General features: G+C 68.7%; 17 protein-coding genes. 12 read left to right on the forward strand and 5 right to left on the reverse strand.

Features of this window, described 5'->3' with window-relative positions:
* Positions 1-77 precede the first annotated feature (77 nt).
* Entirely contained in the window at positions 78-2147 is a 2070-nt protein-coding gene (locus ACORJG_RS12470) for a S46 family peptidase (RefSeq protein ID WP_427789450.1), read from the reverse strand.
* A gap of 253 nt (positions 2148-2400) precedes the next feature.
* Between ACORJG_RS12470 and ACORJG_RS12475 the strand changes: the two genes are divergently transcribed.
* From ACORJG_RS12475 to ACORJG_RS12485, 3 genes are read left to right on the forward strand one after another with little or no spacing between them, the layout of a single operon-like run.
* Positions 2401-3573 (forward strand): ABC transporter permease, encoded by a 1173-nt coding sequence (locus ACORJG_RS12475; RefSeq protein ID WP_427789452.1) that lies wholly within the window; start codon positions 2401-2403, stop codon positions 3571-3573.
* A 5-nt stretch (positions 3574-3578) separates the two neighbouring features.
* A complete protein-coding gene (locus tag ACORJG_RS12480) occupies positions 3579-4337 on the forward strand; it encodes an ABC transporter ATP-binding protein (protein ID WP_427789455.1) in 759 nt (252 codons plus the stop codon).
* 24 nt (positions 4338-4361) lie between these two features.
* Positions 4362-5378, forward strand: coding sequence for an HlyD family secretion protein (locus ACORJG_RS12485; protein WP_427789456.1), 1017 nt, complete (start codon positions 4362-4364; stop codon positions 5376-5378).
* Between the two features lie 107 nt (positions 5379-5485).
* Here the strand turns inward: ACORJG_RS12485 and ACORJG_RS12490 are convergent, their stop codons facing one another.
* Both ACORJG_RS12490 and ACORJG_RS12495 read right to left on the reverse strand, forming a co-directional pair.
* The gene (locus ACORJG_RS12490) at positions 5486-6283 is read right to left on the reverse strand and encodes a crotonase/enoyl-CoA hydratase family protein (RefSeq protein ID WP_427789458.1); all 798 of its coding nucleotides are present in this window, start codon (positions 6281-6283) and stop codon (positions 5486-5488) included.
* Between the two features lie 126 nt (positions 6284-6409).
* The gene (locus tag ACORJG_RS12495; RefSeq protein WP_167309526.1) at positions 6410-6571 is read right to left on the reverse strand and encodes a hypothetical protein; all 162 of its coding nucleotides are present in this window, start codon (positions 6569-6571) and stop codon (positions 6410-6412) included.
* Positions 6572-6736: 165 nt separating this feature from the next.
* On the opposite strand from ACORJG_RS12495, the gene ACORJG_RS12500 reads away from it, so the two are divergent.
* Positions 6737-6955, forward strand: a complete 219-nt coding sequence (locus ACORJG_RS12500; RefSeq protein ID WP_427789461.1) for a DUF1289 domain-containing protein — start codon at positions 6737-6739, stop codon at positions 6953-6955.
* A gap of 90 nt (positions 6956-7045) precedes the next feature.
* A complete protein-coding gene (locus ACORJG_RS12505; RefSeq protein WP_427789463.1) occupies positions 7046-7537 on the forward strand; it encodes a retropepsin-like aspartic protease family protein in 492 nt (163 codons plus the stop codon).
* Positions 7538-7544: 7 nt separating this feature from the next.
* Here the strand turns inward: ACORJG_RS12505 and ACORJG_RS12510 are convergent, their stop codons facing one another.
* Positions 7545-8384, reverse strand: a complete 840-nt coding sequence (locus ACORJG_RS12510; RefSeq protein WP_427789465.1) for an LD-carboxypeptidase — start codon at positions 8382-8384, stop codon at positions 7545-7547.
* A gap of 76 nt (positions 8385-8460) precedes the next feature.
* Here ACORJG_RS12510 and ACORJG_RS12515 point away from each other — a divergent pair, with 76 nt between their 5' ends.
* From ACORJG_RS12515 to ACORJG_RS12530, 4 genes are all read left to right on the forward strand, one after another.
* The gene (locus ACORJG_RS12515) at positions 8461-9849 is read left to right on the forward strand and encodes a UDP-N-acetylmuramate--L-alanine ligase (RefSeq protein ID WP_427789467.1); all 1389 of its coding nucleotides are present in this window, start codon (positions 8461-8463) and stop codon (positions 9847-9849) included.
* Positions 9850-10045: 196 nt separating this feature from the next.
* Complete coding sequence (locus ACORJG_RS12520; RefSeq protein ID WP_427793049.1) at positions 10046-10588, forward strand: PepSY-associated TM helix domain-containing protein; 543 nt, start codon at positions 10046-10048, stop codon at positions 10586-10588.
* 11 nt (positions 10589-10599) lie between these two features.
* Complete coding sequence (locus ACORJG_RS12525; RefSeq protein ID WP_427789469.1) at positions 10600-11133, forward strand: DUF2271 domain-containing protein; 534 nt, start codon at positions 10600-10602, stop codon at positions 11131-11133.
* 55 nt (positions 11134-11188) lie between these two features.
* On the forward strand, positions 11189-12271 hold the full coding sequence (locus ACORJG_RS12530) for an FAD:protein FMN transferase (RefSeq protein WP_427789471.1): 1083 nt from the start codon (positions 11189-11191) through the stop codon (positions 12269-12271).
* 5 nt (positions 12272-12276) lie between these two features.
* Here ACORJG_RS12530 and ACORJG_RS12535 read toward each other — a convergent pair whose 3' ends face one another.
* Complete coding sequence (locus tag ACORJG_RS12535) at positions 12277-13485, reverse strand: NAD(P)/FAD-dependent oxidoreductase (protein WP_427789473.1); 1209 nt, start codon at positions 13483-13485, stop codon at positions 12277-12279.
* A gap of 104 nt (positions 13486-13589) precedes the next feature.
* On the opposite strand from ACORJG_RS12535, the gene ACORJG_RS12540 reads away from it, so the two are divergent.
* Genes ACORJG_RS12540 through hisD form a run of 3 tightly spaced genes read left to right on the forward strand, consistent with a single transcriptional unit; the run spans position 13590 to position 16084 of the window.
* On the forward strand, positions 13590-13886 hold the full coding sequence (locus ACORJG_RS12540; protein ID WP_427300254.1) for a YerC/YecD family TrpR-related protein: 297 nt from the start codon (positions 13590-13592) through the stop codon (positions 13884-13886).
* Positions 13887-13895: 9 nt separating this feature from the next.
* Entirely contained in the window at positions 13896-14777 is an 882-nt protein-coding gene (gene hisG / locus ACORJG_RS12545) for an ATP phosphoribosyltransferase (RefSeq protein ID WP_312218636.1), read from the forward strand.
* On the forward strand, positions 14777-16084 hold the full coding sequence (hisD, locus tag ACORJG_RS12550; protein WP_427789476.1) for a histidinol dehydrogenase: 1308 nt from the start codon (positions 14777-14779) through the stop codon (positions 16082-16084). Before hisG ends, hisD begins: the two co-directional genes overlap by 1 nt.
* Positions 16085-16233: the final 149 nt, after the last annotated feature.

The following is a 16233-nucleotide window of genomic DNA, read 5'->3' on the forward strand; positions in this document are numbered from 1 at the left end:
CCGGTCGCTGCGCGACCACCCTCCCCATGAAGGGGAGGGAGAGGCGCGGCGTCTGGCGTGGACGCCGCGCGCAGACCTTACCGCGTCACGCCCAGTTCGCGCAGCAGGCGCGGCTGGTTGTAGACGTTGCGCAGGGCCTCGGTGACGGCGGCGGTCGAGACCGACACCGTGCGGTTCAGCTCTCCATCATAGCCGAACGAGCCGCCCAGCGAGTGGATGTTACCGTCGAAGGCGGCGCCGATCACTTCACCCTTGGCGTTGATCACCGGCGAGCCGGAGTTGCCGCCGATGATGTCGTTGGTCGAGACGAAGTCATAGACGACGTTCTTGTTGATCCGTTCCTTCGCCGCCACGAAGCGGTCGGCGGCGTTGAACGGCTCGGCGCCGGTGGCGCGGTCCCACAGGCCGCCCATGTGGGTGAAGGACGGCACGGTCACGCCGCGATAGGTCCAGCCCTTCACCTGACCATAGGACAGGCGAAGCGAGAAGGTGGCGTCCGGATACTGGTTCTCGCCATAGATGGCGAAGCGGGCCTGGGCGACCTTTTCGGCGGCGCGGGCAGTCGGGGCGTTGACCCCGGCGTCCCACTGGGTGCGGATGGCCTGAGCGGCGTCGTCATTGGCCAGGACGAAGGCGATCATCGGGTCGCCCGAGGCGGCCAGCTGTTCCGGCGTCATGGCCAGGGCCTGGGCGCGGAAGGCCGGATCGATCAGGCGGCTCTGCACCAGACGGGCGGCGATGGTCTCGGGGCTTTCAGCACCCAGCATGGCCTTCACATCGGCGCTGTCGACCGTCAGATATTCGCGGGTCTTCAGCATCCAGTGCGACAGCTGGATCTCCTCGACGCCGACCGGAATCGGGGCCTCGGAGGCCAGACGGCGGCCCAGGGCGGCGATGTCGCTGTCGGCGTATCCGGCGCGGCGTTCGGCGACGGGCTTGGCGCGCTCCTTCGACGCGCGGACGATGGCGCGGGCGTAGGAATACAGGGTCGAGCCGCCGCCCGCATTCGCCTCAAGCTGGCGATAGGGCAGATAAAGGTCGCGGGCCGTCGCCTGCACCTTTTCCAGATCGGCCCACGGGTCGCCGATGCGCTCGGCCACGGCCGGGTCGGCGGCGACGCGCTGGCGCAGTTCGGCCTCTTCCTGGCGCTTCTTGGCCATGAAGGCCGGATCGGTCAGGGCGCCCTGCTGGCCGTAGTAGACCTTGAAGCTGTTCTCCAGACCGAAGATCGGATCGAGGGCGACGCGCTTCTCTTCTTCGCCCAGGGTCGAATATTCGACCAGACGGCCGCGCAGTTCGGCGCCCTGGATCAGGGTGATGGGGATCTGCTGGTCGCGCAGCCGCTCCAGCTGGCTCATCGTCAGCAGGCGCGAGGTCGAGCCGGGGTTGCCGGCCACGAAGGTGGGCTCGCCGTCGGTCGGGGCGTTGGGGTTCCACTTCAGGTGGTTGGGCGAGGCGACCGGCTTGCCGTCCTCATAGGCGCGCAGGAAGGCGGCATCGAGGGCGTAGCGCGGGAAGTTGAAGTTGTCCGGGTCGCCGCCGAAGAAGGCCGCCTGGAACTCCGGCGCGAAGGCCAGACGCACGTCTTCGTATTTGCGGAACTTGTACAGGGCGTATTTGCCGCCGCGATAGAAGCTGATGACCTGGCAGGTCAGCTTGCGGTCGTCGCCGCAGGCTTCCTTCTGGATGGCGTCGATCTCGGCCGAGCGGGCGGCGACGAAGGCCGCGCCTTCAAGACCGGAGCCGGCGCCCAGTACGCGCTCGGTCACGTCGGTGATGTCGGTCAGGACTTCGGCCGTCTGGCCGGGGCAGGTCTTCTCTTCCTCGCGCGTGGCGGGCATCCAGCCGTTCTTGACGTAGTCGTTCTGAGCGCTCGACAGGTCCTGCACGCAGGAGATGACGCAGTGGTGGTTGGTCAGGATCAGACCCTCGCCCGACACGAAGGAGGCCGAACAGCCCTGCAGGCGCACCGCTGCGTTGCGGACGCGATCCAGCCACGGCTGGTCGATGCGCGTGCCGTATTTCTGGTTCACCGTCTGGATGGGGAAACTGTCGAAGGTCCACATGCCTTCATCGGCGCGGGCGCTGGAGGCCGGGGCGCTGGCGAGCGCTGCAACCATGCCGATCGCCGCCATCGAAGCGGCCATGGAGACGCGCTCAGAAAACGCGCGGGAAAATTTATTGGACGGAAAATGGCGAGGCAGCATGATTTTCTCCGGCGACGAAGCCTCCTGCTTCGTCTTTCTTTGGACAGGTCACTAACGCCGGAAGCACAGGGGCCACAACCCCCGGACGTGTTCAGCGGGCGGGCGCGCCGCCCAAGCCTTACCCCGATTTAACTTGGCCACGGGCCGGGGCGCAGTCAGATAGCCCTGCAAGTCAGGGGAATATGAACGCGTCATGTCGCTCGCGCTGTCCACGCTGCTCTTCGAGTGGCGCCGCTATATGGCCGCCGTCATGGCGCTGGCCCTTTCGGGGTTGCTGGTGCTGGCCATGACCGGCGTCTTCATCGGCATCGGCAAGGGTTTCACCGCCCAGATCGAGCGTTCGAGCGCCGACATCATGATCCTGCAACCGGGGGCCAAGAGCCTGATCAGCGGGCCGTCCGGCGTGCCGCGCCGCTTCATTCCGCTGGCCTACAACCACCCCGAGGTGGTCGAGGTCCAGCCGCTGGACGGCGCCGGGGGCAGCTTCCAGTCGATCAAGGAAGTCGACCCCACCCGCAGTCAGGCCGACAACGCCAAACAGGGCGCCCCGCGTCTGAAATATGTGCAGTCCAGCATCATCGACACCACGCCCGGCTCGGTCACCATTCCCACCGACTATTCGCGCGAACTGGTCGACGCCCTGCGCCAGCCCTTCACCGTCGCGGTCGATGAGACGGCGTTGACGCCGCTGGGCGTCAAGCTGGGCGACAAGGCTCTCTATAACGGCCAGACCGTCACCGTCGTCGGCGTCACCCGCGGCTATCCCAACATGATGCAGCCCGGCGTGGTCATGTCGCGCGACACCCTGCGGATGCTGGGTCAGGCCGACACCGGGCCGCGCGTCGGCCCGCTGATGATCAAGATCAAGGATCCCGCCCGGGTCGAAATCGTCACCGCCCAGCTGAACGCCATGGGCAACGGCCAGTGGAAGGCCTGGACCCGTCAGGAACTGGCCGACGCCAACGCCGGCGCCATGTTCGAGGAAGGCATTCTGGTCATCATCATCGGCGGCTGCGTGGTGCTGGGCGTCATCATCGGCGTGGCCATCACCTGGCAGACCCTGCGCGGGGCCATCATGGCCAACATCAAGGAGTTCGCCTCGCTGCGCGCGCTCGGCGTCGGCATGGGATCGCTGCGCCGCATCGTCATGGAACTGAGCTTCTGGGTCGGGGTGGTCGGGGTGGCCGCCGCCATCGGCCTGACGTGGCTGCTGTCGCTGTTCGCCCTGTCGAAGGCGGTCATCATCGCCCTGCCCCCGCTGTTGCTGCTGGTCGTCGGCGGCGGGCTGATCGCCATCGCCATGGTGTCCGGCTTCCTGTCGATGGGCATCCTGAAGAAGAGCCAGCCTGCGGACCTGCTGCGATGAACACCATGGCTTCTGGACACACCAAGGTTCACGGCAAACATGGCGAGTTCGCCATCGAGGCCAGGGGGCTGATCAAGCGGTTCAAGTCCGGCAAGAACTTCGTCGAGGTGCTGAAGGGCGTGGATTTCGACGCGCGCCACGGCGACCTGACCATGGTCATGGGGCCGTCCGGTTCGGGCAAGTCGACGCTGATCGCCGCCCTGTCCGGCCTGCTGAAGCCCGAAGAGGGCCGGGTCGACGCGCTGGACGTCGATGACCTGTGGAAGCTGTCGCCCGGCCGGATCGACAGGTTCCGGCTGGATCACTGCGGCTTCATTTTCCAGGGCTTCAACCTGTTCCCGGCCCTCAGCGCTCTGCAACAGGTGACGACGGTGCTGAAGTTTCAGGGTCTGACGCCCGAACAGGCCAGAAAGCGCGCGACGCTGGCGCTGGAGGAGGTCGGCCTCGGCCATCGCCTGCACCAGCGCCCGGCGGCCCTGTCCGGCGGCGAGAAACAGCGGGTCGCCATCGCCCGCGCCCTGGCCAAGGACCCGCAGATCCTGTTCGCGGACGAGCCGACCTCGGCGCTGGACGGCGAAAACGGGCAGGTCGTCATCCGCCTGCTGCGCCGGGCCGCCACCGAATACGGCGCCGCCGTCATCTGCGTGACCCACGACCCGCGCCTCGAGGCCTGGGCCGACCGGGTCATCCACATCGAAGACGGCGTCATCATCGACGACCAGCGCCGCATCCCTGACCCCGACGCCATCCTGGCCTCGCACTGACACCGATCCTTTTTGAGGACTCTCATGCCCGCATTCCTGAAAAACAAATGGCTCTGGATCGGCCTGATGCTGCTGATCGTGCTGATCGTCGGCTTCTTCATGTTCCAGAGCGCCGGCGCGGCCAAGAAGGCTGAACTGGCGCAGGCCGCCGCCAACAAGGTCGAAAGCCCCTATGCCGCCATCGCCAACGGCAAGATCGACATCGAGGGCGGCATCATCCAGATCGCGGCCCGTCGCGGCGGGGTGGTGCGCGAGGTTCTGGTGCAGGAAGGCGACCGCGTCACCGCCGGTCAGATTCTGGCCCGTCAGGAAGACGACGAACCGCGTCTGGCCCTGCAGACCGCCGCCGCCAATCTGGCCGAGGCCGAGAGCCAGCTGCGCCTGATCAACGTCGACATCGCCACGGCCCAGCGCGAGCATGACCGCCTGGCCAAACTGGTCGCCACCAACTTCGTCGCCGCCCAGCGCATGGATCAGGCCCGCGACGCCATCGCCCAGGCCCAGGCCCGCCTCGGCTCGCAGCAGTCAGCGGTGCAGAGCGCCCGCGCGCGTCGCGACGAGGCCGCCTATAATGTCGAGCTGACGGTCATCCGCGCCCCGTCCGACGGTCGCATCGTGCGCCGCTACGCCAATCCCGGCGCAGGCGCCTCGACCCTGAACGTATCGAATATGTTCGATCTGGAGCCGGACGCCCCGCGCATCGCCCGCGCCGAAATCGTCGAGGCCGACATCCCCAACATCACCGTCGATCAGGCCGTGGAGATCACCCCCGAAGGCGATCCGTCCAAGATCTATATCGGCAAGGTGCTACGCCGCGCCGCCGTCTTCGGCGCCCGCAAGCTGGCCTCTGACGACCCGTCGCAACGCACCGACGAGCGCGTGGTCGAGGTGGTGGTCGCCGTCGACGACGCCCCCCTGCTGATCGGCCAGCGCGTGCTGGTCAAGTTCATGAAGCCGGGCGAAACGGCGGGCGCCAAGCGTGAAAGCGCCACCACCGGCGTCCCCGCCTCGCGCGCCATGAAGACGCCTGCGCGGGCGTAGGCGGATCGGGATGAGAATGGAAAAGGGGCCTCGCGAGGGGCCCCTTTTTTTATGCGCATGCTTTTCCGCTCATCCCGGCGGACGCCGGGGTGAGCGGGCTGTGAAACCTAGCGTCCCGAAAATTCCCCCGGCCGCTTTTCCAGCACCGCCGTCACGCCTTCGATGTGGTCGTCGGTCAGGTGGGCCAGGGCCTGCATGGCGGCGGACAGTTCCAGCATCTGGTCGAAGTTCATGTCGCGGCCCTGACGCAGCAGGGTCTTGGCCATACGCAGGGCCTGCGGCGGCTGGGCGGCGATCTGGTCCGCCGTCTGCATCGCCTCGTCCATCAGCGTCTCATGCGGCACGACGCGGTTGACCAGACCCCACTGGTCGGCCGTGGCGGCGTCGATGATGCGGGCCGTGAACAGCAGTTCGGCGGCGCGGTTGTAGCCGATGTTGCGCGGCAGCAGCCATGAGCCGCCGTCGCCGGGAATGATGCCCAGCTTCATGAAGGGCACGCCGAAGCTGGCGCGATCCGAGGCGATGCGGATGTCGCCCAGTCCGGCGATGTCGCAGCCCAGCCCCATGGCCGGACCGTTGACCGCCGTCACCAGCGGAACCTCCAGCCCATAGAGGGCGCGCACAATGCGATGGACGACGCGGCGATAGCGTTCGCGGATGGCGGCGCCGGAGCCCTCGAACAGGTCGCGGCGGTCCTTCATCGCCTTCAGGTCCCCGCCCGCCGAGAAGGCGCGCCCGGCACCCGTCATCACCACGCAGCGGATCGAAGGGTCGGCGTTGACCGCGGCGCAGGCGGCGGCGAAGGCCTCGCCGTCCTCCAGATCCGGCAGGGCGTTCAGACGGTCGGGCCGATCCAGGGTCCAGACCATGACCGCGCCTTTGCGCTCTTCTACGATCAGACCCATGTCGCGCTTCCTCTTCACCAATGGAGACTCGGGTGTCGGCCAGGGCGCGGCGAGATGGCAAGGGCGGAATTGAAAAACCCCGGTCGTTTTGACCGGGGCTTCTGGCTGGATCATCCAGTCTCGCGACTACGCGCGCGGCCGTTTGATCGTTATGGGCACGAAGTTGGACGGGTGGCTGACCACGCGGTCGCCGGCGCCGTTCATCTGTTTCGTGTTCACCAGCATCCCGCCGAAAAGGGCGAAGGACATCATGGCGTGCTGGAGATTGCGCTCTTTGTTTTCGTTCATTTTTGGCGTCTCCTTTCGCTGAACGATGAAAGAAGACACGTCGTGCTTTTTGGGACTCTCACCCTGTCAGTCGTTTCGCGTCGAGGATGAAGATAGTCGCCCTGTGGAAAAAGTCAAGAATTATAGTCCGTTCCCGGACTCAATGTAGCGATACCATCACAAACCATGACCGAAACCCCCGCCCCTCGCCCGCCCAGACCTGTCGCCAGTCCCTGCGTCATGGTCTGCACCGTCGACGGCGCATCGGGCCTGTGCCTGGGCTGTTTCCGCACGCTTCAGGAAATCGCGACCTGGAGCCGGATGACCGACGAGGCCCGCGCCGCCGTCATGACCGACCTGCCGGGGCGCAAGGGGCGGATCGATCCGCGCCTTCTGGGTGAGTGAAGGCCGCCTTGCCAAGGTCGGGCTTCGTCAACCTTTCGTTCGCCACGTCGCTTCACCGCATGGGAAGATCAGGGCGCCATAGTCCGCTGCATGATCCGCTTTGACCCGCGCTCTCTTGTTGTTTTCGCCGCCGCCCTGGCGTCGGCGTCGGCCTGCATCGGCGCCCTGATGTGGTGGGAAGGCCCGGCGCAGGCCTATGCCGCCGTGGCCCTGAAGGAGGCGCCGTCGGTGACGCGCGCGGCCGACGGCCATTACTGGGCCGAAGCGACCGTCGAGGGGCGGCCGATGCGGATGCTGGTCGACACCGGCGCCAGCGTGGTGACGCTGAGCCGCGCCGACGCCGAACGGCTGGGCGTGCGGCTGAAACCGCACGACTTCAACCAGACGCTGAACACCGCCTCGGGCCAGATACCCGCCGCACGGGTGCTGCTGACCTCCGTGTCCGTGGCGGGGGTGGAGATGACCTCGGTCGAGGCCCTGGTCATTGATCGCGATATGCCCGCCGCCCTGCTGGGCATGAGCTATCTGGGGCGGCTGTCGGCCTTTGAGGCGCGGCCGGACGGGCTGATCCTGAAGGGCTGATAGAGTCTCAGCCGCGCGGGCCGAAGGGCACGATCTTATTGGCCGGGTCGTGGCCGATGTCCGCTGATCCCAGATAGGGAATGCCGGAGCGCACGCACCAGTGGCGCGCGATCTCTTCGCCCGTCATGCCGAAGTCGGGGTCGTTGACGGTGACGTCCGACACCCGGCCCAGACGGATGCCCGCGACACGGCGGATCGAGGCCTGCCCCGTCAGGTGGAACATCATCCGGTCGACGCGATAGAGGGCCTCGGACACCTCTTCCAGCATCAGAACGTGGCCCGACAGATCCGGCTCGATCGCCGTGCCGACCAGTTCGTTGAGGATGGTCAGGTTGAAGGCCGCCGCCGGGCGCGGGTCGCTCAGCAAGGACGGCTCCAGCGAGGCCGGGTCGCCGCTCCGCAGCCAGTTCACGGCGCGCAGGCCCGTGGCGTCGTTGCGCGATCCGTCCGAGGCCATCGGCCCGTGCGCCACATGGGGAAAGCCCGCGCGATACAGGGCCGCCAGCAGGCTGCCTGCGTCGGAATAGCCGAGGTAGCGCTTGGCGTAGGCGTGAGCGGTCAGCTCGGGGACCACCGCCTCGGCGATGCGACAGGCGCCGTAGCCGCCGCGCGCGAACCAGACGGCGTCGATGTCGGGGTCGTTGGCCGTCTCGACAAAGGCGCGGGCGCGGGTGGCGTCGTCACCGCCGAAATGGCCGTGGACCTCATGCAGGGCCGGGTGCAGGACCAGTTCGACCGACCCGTCCGGCCAGTTCGCCGCCGCCCACGCCCGGATCGCCTCGCCCCGCGCCGGATCAAGACGGGAGCTGGCGTTGACGACGCCGATTCGGAAGGGTCTGGTCTGCATGGACGGGGTGGCCTTGAGCGTCTCGCGTGCTAGTCAGGCCGGACATTCCCCGCTTTCCCGCATTGAAATCAAGCCGATGAACAAAGACTATTTCTTCTGCGGCGTCGGCGGCTCCGGCATGATGCCGCTGGCCATGATCGTTCAGGCGCAGGGGAACCGCATCGCCGGTTCTGACCGGGCGCTGGATCAGGGCCGCACGCCCGACAAGTTCGACTGGCTGCGCGCCCACGGCGTCATCCTGCATCCACAGGACGGATCGGGCGTGGTCAGCGCCGATCAGGTGGTCGTCGCCACCGGCGCGGTCGAGGATACGGTGCCCGACATCGGCGCGGCCAGGCGCGTCGGCGCCGTCATCAAGACCCGGCCCCAACTGCTCAGCGAACTGTTCAACGCGGCCCCGACCTCGGTCGGCGTGGCGGGCACCAGCGGCAAGTCCACCATCACCGGCATGGTGGCGTGGATCCTGGATCAGGCGGGCCGCGCGCCGACCGTGGTCAACGGGGCGGTGATGAAGAACTTCGCCAGCGCCGCACAGCCGTTCGCCAGCGCCCTGATCGGCGGACCGGATCTGTTTGTCGCCGAGGTGGACGAGAGCGACGGCTCCATCGCCCGCTATGATCCGACGGTGGCGGTCGTCTCCAACATCTCGCTGGACCACAAGTCGATGGAGGAGCTGCGCGACCTGTTCGGCGGCTTCGTCGGCCGGGCCACGACGGCGGTGCTGAACCTCGACAACCTTGAGACAGCGGCGCTGGCGCAAACGCTGGCATCCGGCAAGGCCATCACCTTCGCACTGGGCGAGGAAGAGGCGGACCTGTCGGCGCATGATCTTCAGCCCCTGCCGACGGGCATGACATTTGAGCTGCGCGTGCGCGGCGAGGCCGCACGGGCGGCGAGGCTGAACGTGCCGGGCGCGCACAATGTCGCCAATGCGCTGGCGGCGCTGGGGGCGGTCAGGGCTCTGGGCGTCGATATGGATCAGGCGGTCGCGGCGCTGGCGACGTTCAGCGGCATCCGTCGGCGGCTGGAGGTGGTGGGCGCGCAGGGCGGCGTCACCGTCATCGACGACTTCGCCCACAACCCGGACAAGATCGCGGCCACGCTGAAGACCCTGCACGCCTTTGACGGGCGGTTGCTGATCCTGTTCCAGCCGCACGGCTTCGGGCCGCTGAAGCTGATGAAGCAGGCGTTCATCGAGGGCTTCGCCGGTCTTATGCGGCCGGACGACGTGCTGCTGATGCCCGAGCCGGTCTATTACGGCGGCACCACCGACCGCAGCGTCGGCAGCGAGGACATCGCGGCGGGCGTGCGCGCGGCCGGGCGTCAGGCGCAGGCGCTGGAGACGCGCGCCGACTGCGGCGACCGCATCGTCGAGATCGCCCGACCCGGCGACCGGGTCGTGGTGATGGGGGCGCGCGACGACAGCCTGTCGACCTTCGCCGCCGAACTGCTGGCGCGCTTCTGAGGCGCAGCCCCGCCCGCAGGGGCCGGCGCTATTGCAAATCGCTCGCACTTCATGCAGAGGCCGGGGCGTGAGCGACACCGCCCGATCTTCCGCGGCATCATCCGCCCGACCGAAGGCCAAGGCCCCACGGCCGCCCGCGCGCGCCTTCTGGCTAAGACAACTGCAAAGCTGGCACTGGATTTCGGCGGCGGTCAGCATGGTCGGCCTGCTGCTGTTCGCCGCGACGGGCGTCACCCTGAACCACGCCGCCCAGATTCCGGCCGAGCCGGTGGTGCGCGAACAGACCGCCGTCCTGCCCGCCCCGCTGCTGGCGCGTCTGGAGGCGTTTCCACAGGAGACGATCGACCCCGCGCCCGACGCCGTGGCGCGCTGGGCCGACGAAGCCCTGAACATCCGCATCGCCGGAAAGCCGACCGAGACGACGGCGCAGGAAATCTATGTCGCCCTGCCCATGCCGGGCGGCGACGCCTGGCTGACCATCGACCGGACGACCGGCGAGGCCCTGTATGAAAATACCACGCGCGGTGGCATCGCCTGGCTGAACGACCTGCATAAGGGGCGTAACACCGGCCCGGTCTGGTTCTGGTTCATCGACGTCTTCGCCGTGGCCTGCATCGTCTTCACCCTGACGGGGCTGGGCCTGTTGTGGCTGCACGGCTGGCGGCGCCCTCTGACGTGGCCGCTGGTCGGTCTGGGGGTGCTGATCCCGGTCGTGCTGGCCCTGTTCTTCGTCCATTGAGGAGCCGCTTCATGCGTCCGCTTCCCCTGATCCTGACCACCGCGGGCCTGACTACGGCGGGCTTGGCGGCGGCCGCCGCCGCGCCCGCGATGAGCGCCGATCTGTCGGTGTCGATCGAACTGCCGCGCATCAACACCTCGGCCTATCATCGGCCCTATGTCGCCGTCTGGATCGAGAAGCCGGACCAGAGCGCGGTGCAGACGCTGGCCGTCTGGTATCACCCCGGCAGCCGCAACAGTCAGGGCGACGGCACCGACTGGCTGAAGGACCTGCGCGCCTGGTGGCGCAAGGGCGGCCGGGCGATGAGCCTGCCCGCCGACGGCGTCTCCGGCCCGACCAAGGCGCCGGGGCGCCATGCGGTGAACGTGCCCGGCGCGCGTCTGCGCACACTGCCTGCCGGGCAATATACGCTGGTGGTCGAGGCGGCGCGCGAGATGGGCGGGCGCGAGACCGTGCGGGTGCCCTTCCGCTGGGGGGCGGCCAATACGGCGGCCGGATCAGGGGCGTCCGAACTGGGCGCCGTGCGCGTCGCCGTGACGCGCTGATCGATCCCGGTCATAAGGGGCGCTCGCCTTTCTCAGCCAGACCGTTGCGCCGCCCATGAAACGATCCGCCTCCGCCCCCTCGCCGATCCTGATCGGAGGGCCGGACGACAGCCGACGCGACGACCGCGTCCTGATCCCGCCCATGACCGGCGCGCCCGAACGGCCGCCCAGCGACCTGATCTGGTCGCTGTCGGGCGAGACGATGGGCACGGGCTGGTCGGTGCGCCTGGTCCCGCCGCCGGTCGTCGCATCGGGCTTTACTCAGGACGACTTCCAGAGCGCCGTCGAAGAGGAACTGGCCCGCGTCATCGCCGCCTTCAGCCCGTGGCAGGCCGACAGCGAGATCAGCCGCTTCAACGCCGCCCCCGCCGGGCCGGTGGCGCTGTCGGAGGATTTCTGGAGCCTGCTGACCGCCGCACTGGATCTGGCGGATGAAGTCAACGGCGCGGTCGATCCGACGCTGGGCGCCCTGGTCGACCTGTGGGGCTTCGGGCCGCCGGGGCCGCGCCCGGTGCTGCTGCCCCTGCCCTCGGACGCAGAGGTCGAGGCGGCGCTGGCGGTGTCCGGCTGGAACAGGCTGCGGCTGAACCGCGAGGCGCGCGCGGCGATCCAGATCGGAGACATGAAGCTGGACTTTTCCGGCATCGCCAAGGGCCATGCGGTCGACCGGGTTTCCGCCCGGCTGGACGCCATAGGCGCGACCTCGCATCTGGTCGAGATCGGCGGCGAGCTGAAGGGGCGCGGCGTCAAGCCGGACGCCCAGCCGTGGTGGGTCGAGATCGAGGCCGTCCCCGGCTCGCCCGCACCGCGTACTGTCGCCGCCCTGTTCGATCTGGCTGTGGCGACATCAGGCGACTGGCGCCGGGCCTTCAGCCATGAGGGGCGGCTCTATCCGCATACGCTGGACGGGACGACCGGGCGGCCGGTCGACAACGGTCTGGCGCAGGTCACGGTGTTCGACGCCTCGGCCATGCGCGCCGACGCCCTGGCCACCGCCCTGACGGTGCTGGGTCCGCTTGAAGGGCCGGAGTTCGCCGAGGCCATGGGCGTGGCCGCCTGCTTCGTCGCGCGCACGCCGGACGGCCTGACCGAACAGATGACGCCCGCCTTCGTCGCCATGCTGGACGACGCAGGCTGAGAACTTCAGGCCTTGGCCACCGCCTTGATCGACACGGCGGGGTCGGCCAGCAGGGCATCGTCCACCGGCGTCGCCTTGCCGATCAACAGGCGCCCGCCCATGAAGTCGGCCGGTGCGTTGACCGCCTCGACCGAGACGATTTTCTCGCCACTGAGGTGGAAGACGGAGAAGGCGCCGCCCGCCGGATCGCCGCGCACCAGCTGACGGTCGGCGTCAAACGGCACGCCCGCGATCTGCAGCTTGACATCATACTGGTCGGACCAGAACCACGGCACTTCCGGCGCCGGGGCCGCGCGGCCGACGATGGCCGAGGCCGCCTGCTTGGCCTGTTCGAGGGCGTTGGGCACGCTCTCCAGCCGGTGCATGACGCCGCCGTGGACAGGGATGGGACGCCGCGTCACATCGCCGATGGCGTAAATGTTCGGATCGCGGGTGCGGGCCGTCTCATCGACCACCACGCCGTTCTCGCAGGCTAGCCCCGCCGTGCGCGCTAAAGCCTCGCAGGCGAAGGCGCCGACACCGACCAGCACCGCGTCCGCCGCGATCAGTTCGCCGTCCGCCAGACGCACGCCTGCGCCCTCGAACCCCGCGACCTCGACGCCGGTCAGGATCTCGACGCCGTGCTTTTTGTGCAGGTCGGTGAAGAAGGCCGACAGAGGCTGCGACGCCACGCGGGCCAGCACCCGGTCCATGCGCTCGATCACCACCGCCTCGGCGCCCAGCGCGCGGGCCGAGGCCGCCGCCTCCAGACCCACATAGCCGCCGCCGACCACCGCCAGCCGCTTGCCGGGAGCGAGAACCGCCTTCAACCGCTCGGCGTCGCTGAGGGTGCGCAACTCCAGCAGGGCAGGACGGTCGGCGCCGGGGATGGCCAGCTTGCGCGCCGTCGAGCCGGTGGCGAGAATCAGCGTGTCGTAAGCCTCGACCGTCCCATCGGCGAAGGTCACGGTCCTGGCGCCCGCGTCGATGGCGGTCGCCGTGACGCCGGTGTGCAGGGCGATATTCTGCTCGGCGTAGAAGCTTTCGGGGCGCAGCAGCAGGTCTTCCAGACCCGCCTCCCCCTTCAGCCAGGCCTTGGACAGAGGCGGCCGCTGATAGGGCGGCGCCGTCTCCTGCCCCGCCAGGACGATCTCGCCCTCGAACCCATACTGCCTCAGCAGCACCGCCGCCGAGCCCCCCGCGTGTCCCGCGCCGATGATCAGAACCTTGCTCATGCCTGCGCAGATAGAGACGCCGGATGCGAAGCGCCACCGCCTTTGCATCCATTCTCTGCGCGACAGCCCGGAAAGCGGGTTGACCGTTCCATTGTTACAGCATAATGGAACACGCCATGAGCACCGACGCCGCCAAGACCGCCCTGCTGGACGCCCTGCTCTCGCTGAAAACGCGGGAGGAGGCGGATGCATTTCTGGCCGACCTGTGCACCCCGGCCGAGCTGCGCGCCATGGCCGAGCGGTGGCAGGTGGCGCGGATGCTGGACGCCGGGGACAGGACGTATCGCGAGATCGCCGCCGAGGCCCCGGCCAGCCCGACCACCGTGGTGCGCGTCGCGCGCTCCCTGAAAGACATGCCGCACCAGGGCTATCGGCTGGTGCTGGACAGACTGAAAGCCTGAGTAGACATCATGAGCACGGTTCAGGGGCGGCTGCGCATCGCCGTCCAGAAATCCGGCCGGCTGGCCGAACGCAGCCTCGATCTGGTCCGCGATGCGGGCCTGCGCGTGGTCAAGGGCAACAACGACCTGCTGTATCGGATCGAGAACTATCCGATCGACCTGCTGCGGGTGCGTGACGACGACATTCCGACCTTTGTGGCGGACGGGGTCTGCGATCTGGGCATCGTCGGCGAGAACGTGCTGGAAGAGGTGAAGAACGGCGGGCCGAACGCAGAGGTCGTCATGCCGCTGGGCTTCGGGCGCTGCACGCTGAAGATCGCGACGCCGCCGGGGCTGGATTACGCCGGGCCGTCGTCGTTGCAGGGGCTGCGGATCGCGACCTCATATCCGAAAATCCTGCGTCGCTTTCTGGATGAGGCGGGCGTCGACGCCGACATCGTCACCATGCGCGGCGCGGTCGAGGTGGCCCCGCGGCTGAAGCTGGCCGCCGCCATCTGTGATCTGGTCTCGACCGGGGCGACGCTGGAGGCCAACGGCCTGAGCGCGCGCGAGACGGTGCTGGACAGTCAGGCCGTGCTGATCAAGGCGCCGACGCCGCCCGAGGCCGGGCTTCAACACCTGCTGGACTCCATCGTCGAACGGATGGCGGGCGTGGTGTCCTCGCAGGGGGCCAAATACGTGATGCTGAACGCGCCGCGCGCGGCGCTGGACCGGATCACCGCCCTGTTGCCCGGCGCAGGCTCGCCGACCGTCATGCCCCTGTCGGGACGCGACGACGCCGTGGCCGTCCACGCCGTCTGTCAGGAGGCAGTCTTCTGGGAGACGCTGGAGAAACTGAAGGCCGAAGGGGCCTCGGCCATACTGGTCCTGCCCATCGAGAAGATGATGTGATGAAGCGTATCGACTGGAACCAGCTGGACGCCGCCGGGCGCAAGGCCGCCCTGGCCCGCCCGCAGCGCCGCACCGAGGGCTTCGTCGCCAGCGTGGTGCGCGAGATCTTCGACGACGTGCAGGCGCGCGGCGGCGAGGCCGTGAGCGACTGGGCGACCCGTCTGGACGGCGCCGCGCCGCGCCGCATCGAGATCACCGAGGCGGCCGCCGCCAAGGCGCGCAACGACCTGCCGCCCGCCGCCGCCCGCGCCCTGCGCGTCGCCGCCGACAATGTGCGCGTCTTTCATCAGGCGACGAAACCAGAGGACACGCCCTTCATCGAAACGACGCCGGGCGTGAAGTCGAAACTGGTCTGGCGGCCCATCGGCTCGGCCGGGCTTTATGCGCCGGGCGGAACGGCGCCGCTGTTTTCATCGCTGCTGATGCTGGCCATACCGGCGGGCGTGGCCAGGGTCGGGCGGCGCGTCGCCGTGACGCCGCCGTCCAAGGACGGCTCGGTCCACCCGGCCATGATCGCCGCCGCCGCCGAGGCGGGGCTCGATGAACTTTGGCTGCTGGGCGGGGCGCAGGCCATCGCCGCCCTGACCTTCGGCGTCGAACTGGAAGACGGCGTCATCGCCCCCGTCGACAAGCTGTTCGGCCCCGGCAACGCCTATGTGGCCGAGGCCAAGCGCTACGCCTCGTCCCTGCCCGGCGGCCCGGCCTGCGACCTGCCTGCGGGACCGTCGGAACTGCTGGTCATCGCCGACCGCGACGCCGATTTCGAGATCGTCGCGGCGGACCTGCTGAGCCAGGCCGAACATGACGCCGATGCGCAGGTCATCCTTGTGTCGGACAGCGGCACGGCCCTGAGCGAGATCATCGCCGAGGTCGAGCGTCAGGTCGAAAGCCTGCCGCGCGCCGCCATCGCCCGTGCGTCGCTGGCCGAGACCCGTGCCATTCGCGTGCGCGACATGTCCGAAGCGTGTGAGGTCGCAAACCTCTATGGCCCAGAGCACCTGTCGATCCAGACGGAAGAGGCCGAGCGGCTGGTCGAGCGCATCAGCGCGGCGGGCGCGGTTTTCGTCGGACGCTGGGCGGCGGAAACGCTGGGCGACTACGCCGCCGGGCCGAGCCATGTCCTGCCGACCGACGGAGCCGCGCGGACGCTGGGCGGCGTGACCACCGCCAGCTTCATGACGACCATGTCGGTGCAGACTGTCAGCGAACAGGGCGCCGCCGCCCTGGCCCCTGTCGCCGCCGCACTGGCCCGGCTGGAGGGGCTGGAAGCCCACGCCAGAGCCGCCGATCTGAGGAGCGCGGGATGACCAACGATCTCTTCCTTCTCCCCTTGAGGGAGAAGGTGGGCGCCGGAGGCGCTCGGATGAGGGGTGTGCTGGCTTCGCCCTCCCCCGTCTCGCCTGTGGACACAGCCCCCTCATCCGTCTCGCTGCGCAGGCTGCCTTCTCCCACGAGG

The sequence above is a fragment of the Brevundimonas diminuta genome (genome assembly GCF_050310045.1).
GTDB lineage: Bacteria > Pseudomonadota > Alphaproteobacteria > Caulobacterales > Caulobacteraceae > Brevundimonas > Brevundimonas diminuta_F.